The sequence below is a fragment of the Mesorhizobium sp. genome, from assembly GCF_041661565.1.
Lineage (GTDB): Bacteria > Pseudomonadota > Alphaproteobacteria > Rhizobiales > Rhizobiaceae > Mesorhizobium.
Genome location: NZ_JBAZUD010000098.1, coordinates 1 through 19,479 on the forward strand (window position 1 = coordinate 1; position 19,479 = coordinate 19,479).

Sequence of the window (19,479 nt, forward strand, 5' to 3'; positions counted from 1 at the left end):
TTTCTTCTGCGGCATGATCGATGAGCCGGTGGAGAAGGAATCCGACAGCCTGACGAAGCCGAATTGCGGCGTCGACCAGATGATGATCTCCTCGGCGAGCCGCGACAGGTGGGTCGCGCAGATCGCCGCCATGGCGAGGAACTCCAGAGCGAAATCGCGGTCCGAGACGCTGTCCAGGGAATTGCGCATCGGCTCGCGGAAACCGAGCACTCTGGCGGTCTGGTGGCGATCGATCGGGAAGCTGGTGCCGGCAAGTGCCGCCGCCCCAAGCGGGCTTTCGTCCATCCGCTCGATCGCGTCGCGCACCCGCGACAGGTCGCGCGAAAACATCTCGACGTAGGCCATGCAATGGTGGCCGAAGGTCACCGGCTGCGCCGCCTGCATGTGGGTGAAGCCCGGCATCACGGTCGACGCATGCTCCTCGGCCCGCTCCAGCAGCGCCGCCATCAGCCCCTTCAGCGCCTCGGCGACACGAAAGCACTCGTCCTTGACCCACAGCCTCAGGTCGACCGCCACCTGGTCGTTGCGCGAGCGGGCGGTGTGCAGACGGCCCGCGGCCGGGCCGATCAGTTCGGCGAGGCGCGCCTCGATGTTCATGTGGATGTCTTCCAGCCTGGTCGAGAACTCGAACGTGCCGGCCTCGATCTCTTTCAGGATCGTGTTCAGCCCGTGAGCGATTTTTTCTTGATCGGCCGCCGAAATAATGCCCGTTTGCGCCAGCATCTCGCTGTGGGCGATCGAGCCTCTGATGTCCTGCGCATAGAGTTTTCGGTCGAAGGAGATCGACGCGTTGATCGCTTCCATGATCGCGGCGGGGCCCGAGGCAAAACGTCCGCCCCACATCTGGTTGCTGGTCTTCTTGTCGCTCATCGCTATAACCCGTGCTTCGGAGCAGTTTTGAGAAAATGGCAGACGGTAAAAGATTCTTCCCGGCCCCCCGCCTGATCCTCGCCGCCCTGGTGGCGGGCGTGCTGGCCGGCGCGGTCGCGGTATATGTCAGCGAGAGCCGGTCTGGCAACAATGCCGCGGGCCAAGTCGCGGTTGGCGACAGCAAGGACGATGTTGCCTGCGCCGCAAAGAGCGAGCGCGCCAAGAAGGTGGCGTCCGCGGCCACCGGCGAAGTGGCGGCGCTGTTGCCGGCCGATCCGCCGCAATCCCTGAAGACCCTTGCCTTCAATGGTCCGGACGGCAAGCCGATGACGATCGCCGACCATGCCGGCAGGACCGTGCTGCTCAATTTGTGGGCGACCTGGTGCGCGCCCTGCCGCGCCGAAATGCCTGCGCTTGACGCGCTGCAAAAGGAAAAGGGCAGCGACGCCTTCCAGGTGGTTGCCGTCAATGTCGATGCCGGCGACGACGTGAAGCCGAAGAAGTTCCTCAAGGACACCGGCGTCGAGACACTGGGCTATTATCGCGACTCGACGATGGCGTTGTTCAACGACCTCAAGACACGCGGCCTGGCGCTTGGCCTGCCTGTCACCATGCTCGTCGATGGCGAAGGCTGCCTGATCGCCCACATGAATGGCCCGGCCGAATGGGCGGGACCGGACGCCAAGCGGCTGATCGAAACGGCGCTGGGCAGCTAAGGCAGTCGCCTCGCGGCCTCACGCGGATCGACGATCACTGGCGTCTTGATCCGTCCTCACCAGCTAATGTGCCGCCGTGGCATTTCGTCCCTGCGCATCCGCCGGGGCGAGAAGCTCCAGCCTCCAAGCAACAGCAGAACTGTCACATACCTTCTCTAAGAGAGCGGGCAAGGACTTGCGCAACCCTTGTCAACAGCCACTCAAAAGGGAAGACATCATGAGCATGATCAAGCGGGGCCTCGCTGCCCTTGCCGCGGCCACGCTGAGCACCGCGCTGGCGATGCCTGCGTTCGCGGAGCCGGTGAAATTCGATTTCTGGTTCGGCCTTTCGGGCGACCTCGCCCGTGTCGTCGACACCATGTGCAAGAACTTCAACGAGTCCCAGAAGGACTATGAAGCCGTCTGCACCAGCCAGGGCAATTACGATGCCACGCTGCAGAACACGATCGCCGCTTTCCGCGCCGGCAAGCAGCCTACCGTCGTCCAGGTCTATGACGTGGGCACCGCCACCATGATGCTGTCGGGCGCCTACAAGCCCGCCGACAAGCTGATGGAAGAAAACGGCTACAAGATCGACTACGCCGACTATTTCCCCGGCATCGCGCGCTATTACGCGACGTCGAAGGGCGAAATGCTGTCCTTCCCGTTCAATTCGTCGACCGCGCTGATGTACTGGAACAAGGATGCCTTCGCCAAGATCGGCAAGACCGAAGCGCCCAAGACCTGGGAAGACGTCGGCGCCGACCTGCAGGCGATGAAGGACGCCGGCTACGAATGCCCGATGGCCATCAACATCTCGGCCAATGAAAGCTGGCAGTTGATGGAGCAGTTCTCGGCCATCCACAACCAGCCCGTCGCCACCAAGAACAACGGCTATGACGGCCTCGACGCGCGCCTGGAGGTCAACAAGACCAAGTTCGTCCAGTATGTCACCGACTTGAAGAAGTGGTATGATGCCGGTCTCATCAAGATCAAGTCGAAGGACCTTGGCCAGGACATGGTGCAGGCCTTCGCGTCCGGTACATGCCAGGTCATCTTGACCTCGGTCGGCGACCACGGCACGGTCGGCAGGACCCAGAAGGAAGGCATGAACTGGGATGTCGCCGAACTCCCGGCCTATGCCGGCACGGAGCGCAAGAATTCTCTCGTCGGCGGCGCGTCGCTGTGGGTTCTCTCCGGCAAGTCGGATGCCGAGTACAAGGGCGCGGCCGCGTTCCTCAACTTCATCCATGACCCCAAGACGGCGCTGTTCTGGTCGACCAACACCGGCTACATCCCGGTGACCAAGTCGGGCTTCGATTACATGAAATCCACCGGCTTCTACGACAAGGCGCCCTACAAGGGCCGCGAGGTCGCGATCGCCAGCCTGACCGCTTCCGAGCCGACCGAAATCACCCGCGGCGTGCGCCTCGGCAATTTCACGCAGATCCGTGCCGAATTCGGCACGCAGATGCAGGCGATCTTCGCCAACAAAGTCAGCGTCCAGGAAGGCCTCGACGCATTGGTCAAGAATGGAAACGCCATTCTCGAACGCTTCCAGCAGACCTATCCGGGTAAGACCCTGCCCTGATCCCGGATAGCGGAAGGGCCGTCCGCCGGGAATCGGCGGGCGGCCATTTCACATTCCGCCAAGGCAAGCGCACGGCTCAACGGCATCGGCGGATCGATGGAAAAACGCGTCACTTTCAGCAAATCGACGATCGGCATCCTTTTCGCGGTGCCGCAACTCCTGCTGATCTTCACGTTCTTCTACTGGCCGGCCGGCCAGGCGATTTACTGGTCGCTGACGCTGCAGCAGCCCTGGGGCGGCGGCAACATCTGGGTCGGCCTCGACAATTTCCGTTCGATCCTGTCCAACCCCGACTATTGGAATTCGATCTCCGCCAGCCTCGTCTTCGCCGGGATCAGCACCGGCCTGGCCATGTTCATCGGCTTGTTGCTGGCGGCTCTGACCGACCGCCAGCTCGCCGGCTCGCGTTTCTATCGCGTGGTACTGATCTGGCCCTACGGCATCGCCGCGCCGGCATTGGCCATGGCATTCCGTTTCATCCTGGCTCCGGAAGCCGGCTTCATGGCCATCGTCAACCGCGCCTGGCCCGGCTTCTGGGATCCCGGCCTCGACGGCGCCGACGCCATGGCCTCGATCATCGTTGCCTTCTCGTGGAAATATGTCGGCTACAACTTCATCTTCTTCCTCGCCGCGTTCCAGGCCATTCCGCGTTCGCTGATCGAGGCGGCGGCGATGGACGGATCCGGCGTCGTCAGGCGGTTCTGGGATATCCAGTTTCCGCTGATCACGCCGACGATCTTCTTCCTGCTGGTGATCAACATCACGGAGAGCTTCCAGGATTCCTTTGCCATCGTCGACATCATGACCTCCGGCGGCCCGGCCAACGCCACCAATTTGATGGTCTACAAGATTTATTCCGACGGCTTCAAAGGCCTCGACTACTCGGGGGCGGCCGCGCAAAGCATCATCCTGATGCTGCTCATCATCGTGCTGACCATATTCCAGTTCCGCTTCATCGAGCGGCGCGTGCACTACAGGTGATGCCGGCATGGTAGAGCGCACCCCCTTTCTCAATCTGTTCACGCATGTGGTCCTGTTCCTCGGTTTCCTGCTCTGCATCGCGCCGTTCGCGATTGTGGCGATCGCGGCGTCGCACAATCTCAGGGATGTCAACGACGTGCCGATGTCGCTGCTGCCGGGCAGCGATTTCTGGCTCAACGTCGAGACGGCTTGGACGACGGCCGACCTCGGCCCCAAGCTCTTGAACAGCTTCATCATGGCCGCGGGCGTCGCCGGCGGCAAAGTGATCATCTCGGCGCTCACCGCCTTCTCGATCGTCTATTTCCGCTATCCCGGCCGCACCTTCATCTTCTGGCTGATCTTCGTCACGCTGATGCTGCCGCTGGAGGTGCGCATCGTGCCGACCTATGCGGTCGTCGCCAACGTGCTGTCGCCGTACCAGACGATCCTCGACCTGACCGGTATGACCTGGCTCATCGAGAAGGTTTCGGGCGTCCAGGTTTCGCTCAGCCTCGGGTTGCTCAATTCCTATACCGGCCTGATCCTGCCGCTGGTCGCGACCGCTACCGGCACGTTCCTGTATCGCCAGTTCTTCCTGACGGTTCCCGACGAGCTAACCGAGGCGGCGCGCATGGACGGCGCCGGGCCGCTGCGCTTCTTCCTCGACATCCTGCTGCCGCTGTCTCGCAACAACATGGCGGCGCTTGGGACCATCATGTTCCTGTGGGCGTGGAACCAGTATCTGTGGCCGCTGCTCATCACCACCGACCAGTCGCACGCGACGGCGGTGACCGAGCTCAAGCAGCTTATTCCCAATGTCGGCGGTATTCCGGAGTGGAACATCGCCATGGCCGGAACGCTCATCGTCATGCTGCCGCCACTGGTCGTCGTGGTGCTCATGCAGCGCTGGTTCGTGCGCGGCCTCATCGCCACCGAGAAATAGGAGACGGCCAATGGCCTCCATCACCATTCGCGACGTCAAGAAGAGCTACGCCAAGATGCAGGTCGTGCATGGCGTGAACCTCGACATCGGCTCGGGCGAATTCGTCGTCATCCTCGGGCCGTCCGGCTGCGGCAAGTCCACGCTGCTGCGCATGATCGCCGGGCTGGAGGATATCTCCGGCGGCACGATCGCGATCGACGGCATTGTCGTCAACCGGCTGGAGCCGCGCGAGCGCGGCTGCGCCATGGTGTTCCAGAACTACGCGCTCTATCCGCATATGAGCGTGGCGCAGAACATCGGCTATTCGCTCAAGGTCGCGGGCGTTGCCGCCGCCGAGCGCACGCGGCGCGTCCAGGCGGTGGCCCGGACGCTGGAGCTCGAACAGCTGCTCGACCGCAAGCCGATGGCGCTTTCCGGCGGCCAAAGGCAGCGCGTGGCCATGGGCCGCGCCATGATCCGCGAACCGAAAGTGTTCCTGTTCGACGAGCCGCTATCCAACCTCGATGCCAAGCTGCGCGTCCAGATGCGGTCTGAAATCCGCAAGCTGCACCGTCGGCTGAACGCGACATCGGTTTTCGTAACGCACGACCAGGTCGAGGCGATGACGCTTGCCGACAGGCTGGTGGTGATGAATGGCGGACGCGTCGAGCAGGTCGGCACGCCGGGTGAAATCTACAGTCGACCGGCCAGCCGCTTCGTTGCGACTTTCGTCGGTGCGCCGGCGATGAACATGCTCGAGGGCACGGTCGAGCTTGACGGGCTTGCGCTGCTTGGCGGCAGCCGGCGCCTTGCCATTCCGCGAGTCGGAATGCCGGTGGGCACGCAGGTGGCGGTCGGTGTCCGGCCGGAAGCGGTGCGCCTGGTGGCCCCAGGCACTGCAGGGGCGCTCGATGCCACTGTCGACCTGGTCGAGGAGCTGGGCGCGGGGCGCGTCATCCATGTCGACCTCGATGGCGTACCATTTTCGGTGATGACCTCGGAGACCGTCAATGCCGAGCCCGGAACGGCAGTCGGGCTGCGCTTTCCCTCCGACGAGCTGCACTTCTTCTCATCCCAGACGGGTGCGCGTCTCGATGTGTTCAGGACCCTCGCGCCGGTCCCCGCACTTTAGGGGTCGAGCCTTTTCAGGGCGACGGCTTTTTCCGATACCGGCAGGCCGCGCGTTTTCCGCAAACCAGGGGTAGCGGCATGAAGATCATCCAGGTCACGGACACCCATCTCGGTCGACGCGGAGAAGTGCGCTTTGGCGCCGACCTGCACGAGCGGCTCGACAAATGCATCGAGCACATCAACGCCCATCACGGCGATGCGGCGCTGTGCGTTTTCACCGGAGACCTGACCGACGATGGCGACCCAGCCAGCTACGCCGATCTCAGGGCGGCCCTGGGCGCGCTTTCGATGCCCTCGCGGCTGCTACCCGGCAACCACGACAAGCGTGCCAATCTGGTCGCCGCGTTTCCCGAATGCCCGGTCGATGACAACGGGTTCGTGCAATCGGTCCATGACGGCGGCGAGGCGGTTCTGCTGTTTCTCGACAGCCTGGCCGAAGGGCGCGTCGGCGGCGAGTTGTGCGACAGGCGGCTCGCCTGGCTGGAGGGCCAGCTCGCGATAGCGGCCGGCCGGCCGCTGCTGGTCTTCCTGCATCATCCGCCGGTGGAGCTCGGACTGCCGGAGCTCGACCCGCTCGGCCTGGAGCGGCCGGAACGGTTCCTCGACCTTCTGAGTCTTCACGGACAGGTCCGGCAGGTTTTCTTCGGGCATGTGCATCGTGATGTTTCGGGCAGTGTCGGCGGCATACCGTTCTGCGCGCAGCGCGGCCTTCACGCCAGATTCGTGCTCGATCTTGCCGTCTCCCGGCCGATCGTCGAGCAGGCGCCGCCCTCCTATGCGGTCATCCTTGTCGACCGCGCCGGGGAGAGGGTGATCGTGCATACATGCGATTTCCTGGAACGGTGGCCCGTCTATTCGACGCGAACCGGCCAGCGCATCGCAACAGGCGTTTGAACGGTCCTGCCCTCAGGCAAAAACATGCGCCTTGCCCGACACGGTCAGCCGCACGATCTCGCCGACGGCCGGCGCGTCCATGCCAGGCTTTCGAAGGATCAGCGGCGTGTTGCCGATCGCGGCGGCATCGGGCGGGTCGGCATTGTTCAGGAGTCGCACCGCGATCGTGCACATGGAGCCGGCGAATTCCGATTCCGTCACCTCGCCGAACGGCATGTCCGATGTGCCCGACATGCCCTCGCGCGATGTTCGCTTCAACCCGATCTGTTCGGGCCGCAACATGATGCGGGCGAGATCGCGCCGCTCCCTTGTGTCGACGGCGACGCGCCCAAGCGGCGAGTTGGCGAAACCATCCGCTATCTTGGCCGGCAGGATGATGGCGTCACCGAGGAACTCGGCGATCATCCGGTCCTTGGGTTTGAGGTAGAGGTCGCGCGGCGAGCCGACCTGCGAGAACTTGCCGTCGCGCATCACCGCCACCTGGCTGGCAAAGGAGAGCGCCTCTGCCTGGTCATGCGTCACCAGGATTGTGGTGATGCCGGCCGCCTCCAGAAGTTCGGCCACGGCCTTGCGCATCGAGGCGCGCAGGCCGGTATCCAGCGCCGAGAAGGGCTCGTCGAGAAGCATCAGCCTGGGTTTCATCGCCATGGCCCGGGCCAGCGCCACGCGCTGCTGCTGGCCGCCGGAGAGTTCGTGCGGGCGGCGTTTCAGGATCGCCTTGTCGAGGCCGACGATATAGGCGAGTTCGACGATGCGCTCGGCGCGCCTGTCATCGCCGCGACTCATGCCGAACCCGATATTGTCGCCGATGGTCAAATGCGGGAACAAAGCGCCATCCTGCGCCACCACGCCGATGCCGCGGCGATAGGCCGGCACCGCGCCATCGTCCCCGGCCAGCACCTCGCCGCCCAGGGCGATGCGGCCCTGGTCGGGGACCTCGAAGCCGGCGATGAGGCGCAGCAATGTCGTCTTGCCGCAACCGGACGGCCCGACGATCGCGGTGCGGCTGCCGCTGGCGACGCTCAGGTCGAGGCCGGCCACCGCCGCCACCGGACCGTAGCGTTTGTACAAGCCATTGAGTTCGAGAATGCTCATCGCCCGGCCATCCGTTTCGACTGGACGTAGAGCAGCCAGGTCAAGGGCAGCGACATCGCCACCATGATGAGGGCGTAGGGCGCGGCCGAGGCGTAGTCGATTTCGCCGCTGTAGGACCAGAACGCCATCGCCAGCGTGCGGGTGCCGTTGGGCGCCAGCATCTGCGTGGCGGTCAGTTCATTCATGATGCCGAGCGCCACCAGCGCCATGCCGGCGGCGGCGCCTGGCGCTGACAGGCGGATCGTCGTCGACCACAGCGCATTGAGCGGCGACCGGCCGAGGCTGGAGGCCGCGCGTTCGAGTTCGACCGGCGCCTGCGCGATCGAGGCCCGCAGGCTGACCAGCGCGCGCGGCAGGAACATCAGCGCATAGGCCACCAGGATGGTGAACAGGGTCTGGTAGAGCGGCAGGGCGACGCGGACCGTGATGGTGACCAGCGCCAGCGCGATGACGACGCCGGGCAGGGAGCCTACGATGTAGTTGCAGCCTTCCAGCAGGCGTTGCAGCGGTCCCGGCGCGCGGATCGAGATCCACGCCATCGGCATGGCGGCGACGGTGGCCAGCAGCGCTCCGGCGGCCGCCAGGAACAGCGTCTGGCCGAGGGCCAGGCCGATCTCGTCGAGGCGCCAGACCCCGGTGCCACCGGCGGCGAGCCAGCGGCCAATGGTGACGAACGGCACGCCAAGCGAGAGCAGCGCGGTGGCGGCGAGCAGGAGCAGGCAAGGAAGCGTTGCGTGTCCGAGGCGCGAGCGTTGTTGGTGTCGCGCCGCGCCCGAGCCAACGCGGGCGTAGCGTTCCTCGCCACGCACCAGCACTTCGAGACCAAGCAGCACCAGACAGCAGCTCACCAGAACGCCGGCCAGCATGTTGGCGGCCGGTCCGTTGAAAGTCGACTGGAACTGGTCGACGATCGCCGTGGTGAAGGTGTCGAAGCGGATGAAGACATAAAGTCCATACTCGGCCAGCAGGTGCAGCCCGACCAGCAGCGAGCCGCCACAGATGGCGAGCCGCAATTGCGGCAACACCACGCGGGCGAAGACCCGCCTTGGGCCGAGGCCGAGCGCGGCGGCCGCGTCCTCCAGCGCCGGATCGAGACGGCGCAACGCCGCCGACACCGGCAGATAGAGGAACGGGAAATAGGCGATGACGGAAACCAGCACGCCTGCCCCGAGGCCGTGCAGCCCCGGCACCAGGGTGATCCAGGCGTAGCTGTGGACGAAGGCGGGGATGGCGAGCGGCGCCACGCACAGCCAGGCCCACAGCCTTGCGCCGGGCAGATCGCTGCGCTCGGTCAGCCAGGCCAGCGCCACCGACAGCACGATGGTGATCGGCACGGTGATCAGCACCAGCAGGACAGTGTTGACCAGGAGCTCGCCGACGCGCGGCCGGAAGACCAGTGCAGAGACCGTTTCCCAGCCGGTCTGCACCGCGATCCAGACGATGAAGGCAAGCGGCACCAGCGCCAGCAGCGAAACCAGGATGGCGGCAAGGACAATCCACGGAGCCGTGCGTTGCCGTGACCTGCAGCCCGCGCCGGCGGGCAGGCTTGAGCGCGCGAGATCGACCGCGGACGGCATCGGTTCAGACACCGCGCCGTTGCCGTGCGGCGGCGGCAATTGAAAGACCGCGATCGCGGCCTGGAACACAGCGTGTCGTCATCGACGAATGCCATCTCGAAAACAAATCACTCCCGCGGAACTTGGATTTCCGCGGGAGCGTGGTCGGCTGTCCTTTTAGGGAGAATGCCAACTAAAGCAAGCCGGCTGCCGTCAACAGGTCGGTGACCTTCCTGGAATTGAGTGTCGTGGCGTCGACCTTTGGCGCCTGCAGATCGGCCAGCGGCACCAGCTTGGGATTGGACCCGGCGCCCTTGCCGACCGCGTACTCGAATGAATCGCCGGTCTTGAGTACCTCCTGGCCGCCCTTGCCGGTAACCCATTTCAGGAAAGCCTGGGCCTCCTTGGGATGCTTGCTGGAGGCAAGGACGCCGCCGCCGGAAATCGAGACGAAGGCGCCGGGGTCCTGGTTCTTGAAATAGTGCAGGCCGACATTCTTGCTGTTTTCGCCGGTCTTGGCCTGATCGCCGAAATAGTAATAGTGATAGATCACGCCGCCTTCGATCTCGCCGGCGTTGACCGCCTTCATGACCGTTCCGTTGCCCTTGTAGGCGGTGAAATTCTCTTTCATCGCCTTCAGCCATTCCGCCGTGGCGGCTTCGCCCTTGAGCTGCAGCAGGGCGCTGACGATGGCCTGGAAATCGGCCCCGGATGGCGAGGCGGCCCAGCGGCCTTTCCAGCTCGGATCAGCAAGGTCGAGCAGCGACTTGGGCAACTGGTCGGTGCCGAGCTTGGCCTTGTTGTAGACAAAGACCGTGCTGCGAGCGGCGACGCCGACCCATTTGCCGCTGGCCGGCTGGAAATCCTGCGGCACCTGCGCCAGAGTGTCCGCGTCGACCGGCGCGAACAGGCCGGCACTCTCGACCAACACCATGGCCGGCGAGTTTTCCGTCAGGAACACATCGGCCGGCGAGGACGAGCCTTCGGCGACGATCTGGTTGGAGAAGTCGCTGTCGCCGCCATTGCGCACGGTGACCTTGATGCCCGTCTCCTTGGTGAAGCCCTCGGCCCACGCTTTGGTCAGGTTTTCGTGCTGGGCGTTGTAGACGATGATGCCATCGTCTTGCGCCAGCGCCGGGCCGGCGATCAGGCTGATGGCCAGCACGGCGGCGCCGACGAGGGGGGAAAGCGTGAATCTCATGGCACTGTCCTCGATATCCGGAATCCTGGGTATGTCACGGCGGCACCTATCAATACCTGATACGAATAGTCAACATTTTCTTGCGGATTTCGGTCGAGGCCAGAGCCGCACAGTTTCGTGATGCGTCGGTAGTTTGGCTTGGACTTTATTTCGCCTACCACGTAACAAACCGGCGCCGAGGCGCGAAATCTGGGGAGTGACTCTTGTGACCGGCAAGGACGAGGCCGAGCTTTCCCGGCTTATACGGGCCGCGATCGCTGGAGATGAAAGGGCTTACGCCGACTTTCTGCACCGGATCGCCGCGCTGGTTCGTGGTTTCGTCAGGCGCAAGATCGTGCAGGGCGGAGTCGATCCCGAGGACGTCGTGCAGGAAACCTTGCTGGCCATTCATATGAAACGACATACCTGGCGCCAGGACGCGCCGGTGTTGCCATGGGTCTATGCGATCGCCCGCTTCAAGCTCATTGACGCTTTCCGGCGGCGCGGACGGCGTATCGAGATCGATGTCGACGACATAGCCGAGACGCTGGCCGAGCCGGAGCCGGAAACCGTCAGCGAACGCGACATCAACCGGGCGTTGGACGGCCTGTCGCCGGCACAGCGTTCGGTGGTCTCGGCCATATCGGTGGAAGGGCGCTCGATCGGTGAGACGGCGGCGAAGTTCGGCATCAGCGAGACGGCGGTGCGCGTATCGCTGCATCGGGGCCTTGCCGCGATAGGCAAGCGATTCGGTCAGGGGCGGTTCGGGCGGGAATGACATGAGGACTGACGATCTCATCAAGGCGCTTGACGCCGATGCGCGAGACAGGGCAATGCCGCTGCAGTCTGCCTGGTGGCTGGCCGCCGGAGCGGCCACCGTGGTGGCGGCGATCGTCTTCCTGCTGACGATCGGGCCGCGGCCCGATTTCATGGCGGCCGCGCATACGATGCGCTTCCTCTCCAAATTCGTCTTCACAATTGTGCTTGCCGTCAGCGCTTTCGCCCTGATCCGTGGCCTGTCGACGCCCGGTGCCGCGACAGGGCGGGCAATGGCGGGCTTGATCGTGGCTCCGCTGCTGGTCGCGGCGGCGGTTGTGCTGGAACTCTTCGCGGTGCCCCAGGCCGAATGGGGCGCACGCCTTGTCGGCCACAACATGATGATCTGCATGGGCCTCATCCCGCTGATCGGCATCGGCCCGCTTGCGATCTTCCTGGCGATTCTGCGCTATGGCGCCCCGACGCGGCCGGTGCTTGCCGGTACGGTCGCGGGCCTGCTTGCCGGCGGGCTGGCGGCGACCTTCTACGCCGCGCACTGCTTCGACGACTCGCCGCTGTTCGTCGGTGCCTGGTATACGGTGGCGATCGCGGCGCTGGCTCTGATTGGTGCGCTCGGCGGACGCTTTTTGGTACGCTGGTAATCAGCGTGCTGCGCACACGGCCGCCGCGCCCGCAGCAGCAGGCAACGGATCTTGCAGTTCATCTCCCCCTGATGAGATGCTGGAGCGTTGGTCCGGCATGAGGGGAGTGCAAGATGCAGACTGTAACCATCGAGATCAGGAACGTGGAGGGCACGCAAGCCGCCATGGGCTGGGCGGGGAGCCACACCCTCGTCATCGATCGAGCCGTGGGCAGAGCAGGCGGCCTTGGATTGGGATTCAATGGTGCCGAGCTGCTGGGCCTCACGATCGGCGGATGCTTCGCCAATGACCTGCGGTACGTCGCTGCTGAAAGAGACCTGGCGATCAAGGAGATTAGCATCTCCGTGGAGGTGACGTTGCAGGGTGACCCGATCATCGCGACCGATGCGATCTTGCACGTCAAGGTTCAGGCGGCGGACGGTTCGGACTGCACCGACCTCATTCGGCGAACGGGTGAGATATCGATGGCGATGAATTCCCTGAACCGCGGAATATCGGTGACGCTCGGAGACTAGAGCAATTCCAGGAAAAGTGTGAAGCGGTTTTCCCGGGAAAGGCGCGCAAGCGCTTTCCCTTGGGAATCGCGTCAAAACAAAGAGTTAGAGCGGTTTGCCGTTTCCGTGAAACGGTGAACTGCTCTAGCGCGTCGGGACGGGATGCTCGCCGCGATAGTCGTAGAAGCCTCGCCCGGTCTTGCGGCCGAGCCAGCCGGCCTCGACATATTTCACCAGCAGGGGGCAGGGGCGGTATTTTGAATCCGACAGGCCGTCATGCAGCACCTGCATGATCGACAAGCAGGTGTCCAGGCCGATGAAGTCGGCCAGCTGCAGCGGTCCCATTGGATGGTTTGCGCCGAGCCGCATGGCGGTGTCGATGGCGTCGACCGAGCCGACACCCTCGTAGAGCGTATAGATCGCCTCGTTGATCATCGGCAGCAGGATGCGGTTGACGATGAATGCGGGAAAATCTTCCGAAACCGTGATCGTCTTGTCGAGCTGTTTCACATAGGTCTTGGCCGCCTCGAAGGTCTGGTCCTCGGTGGCGATGCCGCGCACCAGTTCGACCAGCTTCATCAGCGGCACCGGGTTCATGAAATGTATGCCGATGAAGCGCTCGGGCCGGTCGGTCTGCGCGGCAAGCCGCGTGATCGAGATCGATGAGGTGTTGGTGGCCAGGATGGCTTCGGGATTGAGCTGCGGGCAGAGCTGGGCGTAGATCTTGCGCTTGACGGTCTCGTCCTCGGTCGCCGCCTCGATCACCAGATCGGCGCCGGCAAGGTCAGCCATCGCCGGTGCCGAAGCTATGCGCGCCATCGCCTCGTTGCGCAGCTTTTCGTCGAGCTTGCCGGCCCCCACCTGCCGGGCCATGTTGCCGCTGATGGTGGCGATGCCCTTTTCGATGCGGTCGGGCGATATGTCGTAGATAAGCACCTTGTAACCCGAAAGCGCGGACACGTGGGCGATGCCGCCGCCCATCTGGCCCGCGCCGATGATGCCGATCGTCTCGATCTTGCTCATTACACCGATCCCGTCAAAAGGCCTTCTCGGCCTGCTTTTTGTGCGGTGCAAACTAAAAGGGCGGGGCGACTTCGTCTACCCCGCCCTTCACTATTTAATACGCTTTGCTGGAAAGCGTCAAAGCGCCTTTTCCAGTTCCGGCAGGATCGCGAAAAGGTCGCCGACCAGGCCGTAGTCGGCGACCTGGAAGATCGGCGCCTCCTCGTCCTTGTTGATGGCGACGATGACCTTCGAATCCTTCATGCCGGCGAGATGCTGGATGGCGCCGGAGATGCCGACGGCGATGTAAAGATCGGGGGCGACGACCTTGCCGGTCTGGCCGACCTGCCAGTCGTTCGGCGCATAGCCGGCATCGACTGCGGCGCGGGAGGCGCCGACGGCGGCGCCGAGCTTGTCGGCGACCGGCAGGATAACCTCCTGGAACTTCTCCGAGGAGCCGAGCGCGCGACCGCCGGAGATGATGATCCTGGCCGAGGTGAGCTCGGGACGGTCGGTTTCGGACAGCCTGTTCTCGACGAAGGTCGAGAGGCCCGGATTGGTCGCCGCCTGGACGGTCTCGACCGTGGCCGAACCGCCTTCGGGCGCTGCCTGGAAGGAGGCGGTGCGCACGGTGATCACCTTCTTGGCGTCGCTCGACTGCACCGTCTGGATGGCGTTGCCGGCATAGATCGGCCGCTTGAACGTGTCTGGTGAGACCACTTCGATGATCTCGGACAGCTGCGCGACATCGAGCAGGGCCGCCACGCGCGGCGCGATGTTCTTGCCCGACGAGGTCGCCGGCGCGATGATGGTGTCATAGGCGCCGGCCAGCGAAACAACGAGCGCCGCCGTCGGTTCGGCGAGGCGCTCGGCGAGTTCGTCGGCTTCGGCCAGCAGCACCTTGCTGACGCCCTTGAGCTTGGCGGCCGCGTCGGCCGCACCTTTTGCGCCCTTTCCGGCTACCAGCACATGCACGTCCGAACCGATCTGCAGGGCCGCCGAAAGCGCCTTGGCGGTCTGTTCGGAGAGGGTGGCGTTGTCGTGTTCGGCGATGAGGAGAATTGCCATTTGTCTGTTCCTTTCCCGATCGCTTACAAAACGCCGGCTTCGTTCCTGAGCTTGTCGATCAGTTCGGCGACGCTCTTGACCTTGACGCCCGCCTTGCGGCCGCTCGGCTCCTCGGTCTTGATCACCTTCAGCCGCGGCTTGACGTCGACGCCGTAATCGGCCGGGCTCTTTTCGTCGAGCTGCTTCTTCTTGGCCTTCATGATGTTGGGCAGCGAGGCATAGCGCGGCTGGTTGAGGCGAAGGTCGGCGGTGACGATTGCCGGCATCTTCAGTTCCACCGTCTGCAGGCCGCCATCGACTTCACGCGTCACCTTGGCCTTGTCGCCGTCGAGCACGATCTTGGAGGCGAAGGTGCCCTGCGCCCAGCCGAGCAGCGCCGCCAGCATCTGGCCGGTCTGGTTGGAATCGTCATCGATCGCCTGCTTGCCGAGGATGACGAGGCCGGGCTGTTCCGCGTCGACGACGCCCTTAAGCACCTTGGCGACGCCGAGCGGCTCGGTCTGCTCGTCGGTCTTGACCAGGATGGCGCGGTCGGCGCCCATGGCGAGTGCTGTACGCAGGGTTTCCTGCGCCTGCTGCGGGCCGATCGACACGACGATGATCTCGTCGGCCTTGCCGGCTTCCTTGAGCCGGATCGCCTCTTCCACCGCGATCTCGCAAAAAGGGTTCATCGCCATCTTGACGTTGGCCAGTTCCACCGCCGAACCGTCGGCCTTCACGCGAACCTTAACATTCGCATCCACAACCCGCTTCACGGGCACAAGGATCTTCATCTGCCTGTCACCTCTCTAGAGATAATTCGGCGCGCTATAACAGCCCGCGCCCTTTCCGAGTTGTCGAAAGCCGACATTCCGGATGGAAATTCTGGTCTTTGACCGTCTTGAGGACCGCCTCGGGCCGCAACGGAGACGTCTCCGTAGTTGCGGCGACCCCGCACGTCAATATGCCGAAACATCGTGCCGGCATTCAAATCGGTTCAGTCCGGACCAGACGCCCCGCTGCGTCCCCAGCGCGGCGTGGCGGCCGGCGGTTCCGCCCTGGCGGCGACGGGCTGCTGGCTGAGCACGGCAACCGCGGCATCCTCGTCTGCGCCGGCAAACAGCGGCACGCCGCGGCGGCGCAGGACCAGCACCAGGACGATGCCGGCGATGATGCCGCCAATATGGCAGGCCCAGGAAATCTGGTCCTCGCCGCCGCGAGCAAACATCACCACCTGGAACAGCACCCACAGCAGAAGCGGAATGAAGGCGGGGATGCGGAGCGGAATACGGGCAAAGGCCAGCACCCAGACCTTCACCCTGGGGTAGAGCATCAGGTAGGCGACGACAACGCCGGCAATGGCACCCGACGCGCCGATCAGCGGCACTTGCGAATCCCAGGCGATGAGCCCCTGGAAGGCGGCGCCGGCGGCGGCGCTCAGCAGGTAGAAGAGGAGGAAGCGGACGTGTCCGAGCGCATCCTCGACATTGTCGCCGAACACCCACAGGAACAGCATGTTGCCGCCAAGGTGCAGAATGTCGTTATGCAGGAAGGAATAGGTGAGGTAGCTCAGCTTTTCGGGGATCACGATAAAGCGAGGGTCGAGTTCGGCCGTGTCATGGACGACCGAGGGGATGAAGCCAAGCCCGAGCACGGTGGCATTGTTGAAGGTCTCGCCACCGAGCGATGTGATGAGATAGACCGCGACGTTGACCGCGATCAGGCCGATCGTCACATATTGCATGCGGATGTGGCGCAGCCTGTTGGTGTCGTAAAGCGGGATGAACATGGTCGCTCGCCCTTCCGCCTTTCGAACAGCTCAGCGGTTCTTGCCGGGGATCCATAGCACGTCGGCATTTCCGTTGTCATTGACCGACCGGGCGGCGACAAAGAGGAAATCCGAGACGCGGTTTATGTATTTCAGCCCGTCGCGGCTGACGTGCTCGCGCGGGTCCTGGGCGAGCGCCACCATCAGCCGTTCGGCGCGCCGCGCCACGGTCCGGGCAAGATGCAGGGCGGCTGCGGCGGGTGTGCCGCCGTTCAGGACGAAGGAGCGGAGCGGCTCGAGGTCCTTGTTGAGGAGGTCGATGTCCCTTTCGACGCGGTCGGTCTGCGTGGCCGTGATCCGCAAGGGCTCATAGCCGAGCGGCTTGCCGGCGTCGGGCACCGCGAGATCGGCGCCGAGGTCGAAAAGATCGTTCTGGATGCGGCCGAGCATGGCGTCGATCGCCGGATGGGACGAGGCGGTGTGGACACGCGCGATGCCGATACAGGCATTGGCTTCGTCGACCGTGCCATAGGCCTCGACCCGGGGGTCGGATTTCAGCCGCCGTTCGCCGGTGCCCAGACCCGTCGTGCCATCGTCGCCGGTGCGGGTGTAGATCTTGTTGAGCTTGACCACGTCGTCTCCCGCGCTGCCGGTATCGTCACTTGCGGGTGAAATACACCGCCAACAAAATCAGCACCAGCGCCACCGCCTGCAACATCACGCGTGCCTGCATCAGCTTGTTCGACGTGACGCTGGAACCGCCGCGCATCATGTTGATGAGGCCTCGTACCAGCACGATCGCCACGGCGACCATGACAAGAATGCCCAGAATGTTGAAGACGGTAGCCATTGTGCGTTTCCAATTGTTTTCCGCGCTCAGGCGCGTTTTGCCATCAGGCGATAGAGCATCGACGCCGGCAGGATGCGTTTGAGCGCCGCGCCGATCCTGGCCGGCACCGTTACCACATAGTGCGGTCGCGGGCTCCGCGACAGAAGGGCATGGCGCAGAACCTTGTGGACCACTTCCGGCCCTGGCTTCAGCCGCGACTGGCTGCCGCCGGCGCGCAACCGTTCCAGTTGCGCCTCGTAGGCAGCGCGGTGCACGGAGGTCTCGTGGTCGATGTTCCTGAGAAACCATGCGAGGCCATTGCTTGGCAGCCGCGAGCGCACGGGTCCGGGCTCGATCAGCGAGACATGGACGCCGCTGCCGGCCAGTTCCTGGCGCTGGCAGAGCATCAAGGCTTCCAGCGCGTATTTGGACGCTGCATAGGCGCCGCGAAAGGGCACCGGCACCAGGCCGAGGATCGACGAGCAATGAACGATGCGGCCATGGCCCTGGCGGCGCATCACCGGCACGATACGGCTGGTCAGGTCGTGCCAGCCGAAGAAATTCGCTTCGAACTGGTCCTTCAGCACCTTGACCGCCAGGTCCTCGACGGCTCCGGCCTGCGCGTAGGCGCCATTGTTGAACAGGGCGTCGAGCCGACCGCCGGTGCGGTCGAGCACGGCCGTCACCAGTGCGGCGATTGACCCTGGTTCGGTATAGTCCATGTAGAAGGCCTCGATGCCGTCAGCCTCGAGTGCAGCGAGATCCTCGGGCTTTCGCGCCGTGGCGAATACCCGCCAACCCTCGGCCTTCAGCGCACGGGCGCAATGGGCGCCTATCCCGGAAGACGCACCGGTAATGATGATCGAGCGCAACTCTGCGGCCTGACTGTTCGTGGTTTCGCCAAGGGTTGCCATTTGCCGCAATCCCTTCCCATATTCGCGGCGTGGAGACAATTGGAGGGATGCGGTTCTCAATGCGGAAGATCGTAGCCCTCAAGCGCGTTCTCTACGACGCGCTCGGCCATTTTAACACCGACGACGGCTGGGCGATGGCCAGCCATCTGGCGATCACCTCACTGATGGCGCTGTTCCCGTTCCTGATCTTCGCCACCACGCTGGCGAGCTTCCTAGGCGCGCAGGCGTTCGCCGACACGGCCGTTCACCTGGTCTTCGACACATGGCCCGAACAGATCGCCAAGCCGATCGCGCGTGAAGTGCTCAATGTGCTGACTGTCCGGCGCACCGACCTTCTGACCTATGGCGTGCTGCTTGCCGCCTACTTTGCCTCGAACGGCATCGAGGCGCTGCGCACGTCGCTCAACCGCGCATACCGCGTCTCGGAAACGCGCGGCATCATCTATCGCCGGGTGCAGAGCATCCTGTTCGTGCTGATAGCGACGGCCGGTTTCCTGGCGATCAGCGTGCTGCTGGTGTTCGCGCCGCTGCTGGCACGGCTGGCCGAAGCCCATATCGAAGGCATCCAGCCCTATATGGGCACGATCACGCTCTGGCGATACGTCATCGCCTCGGCAGTCATCATCGGCGGATTGTTTGCCGTGCATATCTGGCTGCCGGCGGGCAAGCGGCGGTTTGTCTCGATCGTGCCGGGCATCATTTTCACGCTGGCGGCCTGGCTCATCGGCTCGACCGTCTTCGCCATCTATCTCGACCACTTCTCGTCCTATGTGACGACCTATGCCGGCCTCGCCTCGATCATGATCGCCGTGGTCTTCCTCTACATGCTGTCGGCGATCTTCATCCTCGGCGGCGAGCTCAATGCCGCGATCAGCCGCTATCTGGAGGCGCGTGCCCGGGTTGGGTGAGGGAACAAGGGAAATATGAATTGAAGAATTGAAGAAAAAAGAATGACACTGCACCAGAAATGGCAGCCTTTTCCTCAATTCCTCAATTCCTCAATTCCTCAATTCCTCAATTCCTCAATTCCTCAATTCCTCAATTCCTCAATTCCTCAATTCCTCAATTCCTCAATTCCTCAATTCCTCAATTCCTCAATTCCTCAATTCCTCA

General features: G+C 63.8%; 21 protein-coding genes. 10 read left to right on the top strand and 11 right to left on the bottom strand.

The genetic code is table 11. The features are described 5' to 3' along the window. Positions 1-870, bottom strand: an 870-nt coding sequence (gene argH / locus WC739_RS17155) for an argininosuccinate lyase (protein ID WP_372954216.1), incomplete at its 3' end; no start/stop codon positions are given. Between the two features lie 35 nt (positions 871-905). On the opposite strand from argH, the gene WC739_RS17160 reads away from it, so the two are divergent. From WC739_RS17160 to WC739_RS17185, 6 genes are all read left to right on the top strand, one after another. Further along, positions 906-1,586, top strand: a complete 681-nt coding sequence (locus WC739_RS17160) for a redoxin family protein (RefSeq protein ID WP_372954217.1) — start codon at positions 906-908, stop codon at positions 1,584-1,586. Between the two features lie 217 nt (positions 1,587-1,803). After that, on the top strand, positions 1,804-3,156 hold the full coding sequence (locus WC739_RS17165) for an extracellular solute-binding protein (RefSeq protein ID WP_372954218.1): 1,353 nt from the start codon (positions 1,804-1,806) through the stop codon (positions 3,154-3,156). Positions 3,157-3,252: 96 nt separating this feature from the next. Then, positions 3,253-4,137: a carbohydrate ABC transporter permease gene (locus WC739_RS17170; protein ID WP_372954219.1), complete on the top strand. Its 885-nt coding sequence runs from the start codon at positions 3,253-3,255 to the stop codon at positions 4,135-4,137. Between the two features lie 7 nt (positions 4,138-4,144). Next, a complete protein-coding gene (locus WC739_RS17175; protein WP_372954220.1) occupies positions 4,145-5,059 on the top strand; it encodes an ABC transporter permease subunit in 915 nt (304 codons plus the stop codon). A 10-nt stretch (positions 5,060-5,069) separates the two neighbouring features. Next, positions 5,070-6,170 (top strand): sn-glycerol-3-phosphate ABC transporter ATP-binding protein UgpC, encoded by a 1,101-nt coding sequence (gene ugpC, locus WC739_RS17180; RefSeq protein WP_372954221.1) that lies wholly within the window; start codon positions 5,070-5,072, stop codon positions 6,168-6,170. A 77-nt stretch (positions 6,171-6,247) separates the two neighbouring features. Then, the gene (locus WC739_RS17185) at positions 6,248-7,063 is read left to right on the top strand and encodes a phosphodiesterase (protein ID WP_372954222.1); all 816 of its coding nucleotides are present in this window, start codon (positions 6,248-6,250) and stop codon (positions 7,061-7,063) included. A gap of 12 nt (positions 7,064-7,075) precedes the next feature. Here the strand turns inward: WC739_RS17185 and WC739_RS17190 are convergent, their stop codons facing one another. The 3 genes from WC739_RS17190 to WC739_RS17200 form a co-directional block, all read right to left on the bottom strand. After that, a complete protein-coding gene (locus tag WC739_RS17190; RefSeq protein WP_372954223.1) occupies positions 7,076-8,158 on the bottom strand; it encodes an ABC transporter ATP-binding protein in 1,083 nt (360 codons plus the stop codon). Further along, complete coding sequence (locus WC739_RS17195; RefSeq protein ID WP_372954235.1) at positions 8,155-9,735, bottom strand: ABC transporter permease; 1,581 nt, start codon at positions 9,733-9,735, stop codon at positions 8,155-8,157. The genes WC739_RS17190 and WC739_RS17195 overlap by 4 nt, the downstream gene beginning before the upstream one ends. A gap of 172 nt (positions 9,736-9,907) precedes the next feature. Then, positions 9,908-10,915, bottom strand: a complete 1,008-nt coding sequence (locus WC739_RS17200) for an iron ABC transporter substrate-binding protein (protein WP_372954224.1) — start codon at positions 10,913-10,915, stop codon at positions 9,908-9,910. 205 nt (positions 10,916-11,120) lie between these two features. Here WC739_RS17200 and WC739_RS17205 point away from each other — a divergent pair, with 205 nt between their 5' ends. The 3 genes from WC739_RS17205 (at position 11,121) to WC739_RS17215 (ending at position 12,827) form a co-directional block, all read left to right on the top strand. Then, positions 11,121-11,672: a sigma-70 family RNA polymerase sigma factor gene (locus WC739_RS17205; protein ID WP_372954236.1), complete on the top strand. Its 552-nt coding sequence runs from the start codon at positions 11,121-11,123 to the stop codon at positions 11,670-11,672. A gap of 1 nt (position 11,673) precedes the next feature. Then, complete coding sequence (locus WC739_RS17210; protein WP_372954225.1) at positions 11,674-12,312, top strand: NrsF family protein; 639 nt, start codon at positions 11,674-11,676, stop codon at positions 12,310-12,312. Positions 12,313-12,425: 113 nt separating this feature from the next. After that, positions 12,426-12,827 carry an OsmC family protein gene (locus WC739_RS17215; protein WP_372954226.1) on the top strand — a complete coding sequence of 134 codons (402 nt, stop codon included), beginning with the start codon at positions 12,426-12,428 and terminating at the stop codon, positions 12,825-12,827. Between the two features lie 123 nt (positions 12,828-12,950). Here WC739_RS17215 and WC739_RS17220 read toward each other — a convergent pair whose 3' ends face one another. The 7 genes from WC739_RS17220 to WC739_RS17250 form a co-directional block, all read right to left on the bottom strand. Continuing rightward, positions 12,951-13,829 carry a 3-hydroxybutyryl-CoA dehydrogenase gene (locus tag WC739_RS17220; protein WP_372954227.1) on the bottom strand — a complete coding sequence of 293 codons (879 nt, stop codon included), beginning with the start codon at positions 13,827-13,829 and terminating at the stop codon, positions 12,951-12,953. Between the two features lie 117 nt (positions 13,830-13,946). Beyond that, a complete protein-coding gene (locus WC739_RS17225; protein ID WP_372954228.1) occupies positions 13,947-14,876 on the bottom strand; it encodes an electron transfer flavoprotein subunit alpha/FixB family protein in 930 nt (309 codons plus the stop codon). Positions 14,877-14,899: 23 nt separating this feature from the next. Further along, positions 14,900-15,649, bottom strand: coding sequence for an electron transfer flavoprotein subunit beta/FixA family protein (locus WC739_RS17230; protein ID WP_372954229.1), 750 nt, complete (start codon positions 15,647-15,649; stop codon positions 14,900-14,902). A 203-nt stretch (positions 15,650-15,852) separates the two neighbouring features. Further along, the gene (locus tag WC739_RS17235; RefSeq protein WP_372954230.1) at positions 15,853-16,644 is read right to left on the bottom strand and encodes a rhomboid family intramembrane serine protease; all 792 of its coding nucleotides are present in this window, start codon (positions 16,642-16,644) and stop codon (positions 15,853-15,855) included. A gap of 30 nt (positions 16,645-16,674) precedes the next feature. Next, positions 16,675-17,256, bottom strand: coding sequence for a cob(I)yrinic acid a,c-diamide adenosyltransferase (locus WC739_RS17240; RefSeq protein WP_372954231.1), 582 nt, complete (start codon positions 17,254-17,256; stop codon positions 16,675-16,677). A gap of 25 nt (positions 17,257-17,281) precedes the next feature. Next, positions 17,282-17,473, bottom strand: coding sequence for a twin transmembrane helix small protein (locus WC739_RS17245; protein ID WP_372954232.1), 192 nt, complete (start codon positions 17,471-17,473; stop codon positions 17,282-17,284). Positions 17,474-17,499: 26 nt separating this feature from the next. Further along, positions 17,500-18,366, bottom strand: a complete 867-nt coding sequence (locus tag WC739_RS17250; protein WP_372954233.1) for an SDR family oxidoreductase — start codon at positions 18,364-18,366, stop codon at positions 17,500-17,502. Positions 18,367-18,425: 59 nt separating this feature from the next. Between WC739_RS17250 and WC739_RS17255 the strand changes: the two genes are divergently transcribed. Further along, complete coding sequence (locus tag WC739_RS17255) at positions 18,426-19,274, top strand: YihY/virulence factor BrkB family protein (RefSeq protein ID WP_372954234.1); 849 nt, start codon at positions 18,426-18,428, stop codon at positions 19,272-19,274. Positions 19,275-19,479 lie beyond the last annotated feature (205 nt).